The 303-nt window shown below is 72.9% G+C and carries 1 protein-coding gene; it reads left to right on the top strand.

Features of this window, described 5'->3' with window-relative positions; translation table 11 throughout:
* Positions 1–303: ATP-binding cassette domain-containing protein (locus ETP66_RS11870; protein ID WP_488225834.1), on the top strand; the 303-nt coding region annotated here is incomplete at both ends.

The following is a 303-nucleotide window of genomic DNA, read 5'->3' on the forward strand; positions in this document are numbered from 1 at the left end:
CCATCGGCCGGGCCCTCATGGCCAGGCCCCGGATCCTGCTTCTGGATGAGCCCTCCCTGGGCCTGGCCCCCCTGATGGTGCGGGAGATCTACCGCATCCTGGCCGCCCTCAAGGGGGAGGGCACCACCCTCCTCCTGGTGGAGCAAAACGCCAAGGTGGCCCTGGCCCTGGCCGACCGGGGGCTGGTCCTCGAGGCGGGGGAGGTGGCCTTGGAGGGACCGGCGGAGGCCCTGCGCCAGGACGAGCGGGTGGTGGAGGCTTACCTGGGCCTTTCCCGGGAGGGCCTGCCGGAGGCTTCCGGAG

The sequence above is a fragment of the Thermus thermamylovorans genome, assembly GCF_004307015.1.
Lineage (GTDB): Bacteria > Deinococcota > Deinococci > Deinococcales > Thermaceae > Thermus > Thermus thermamylovorans.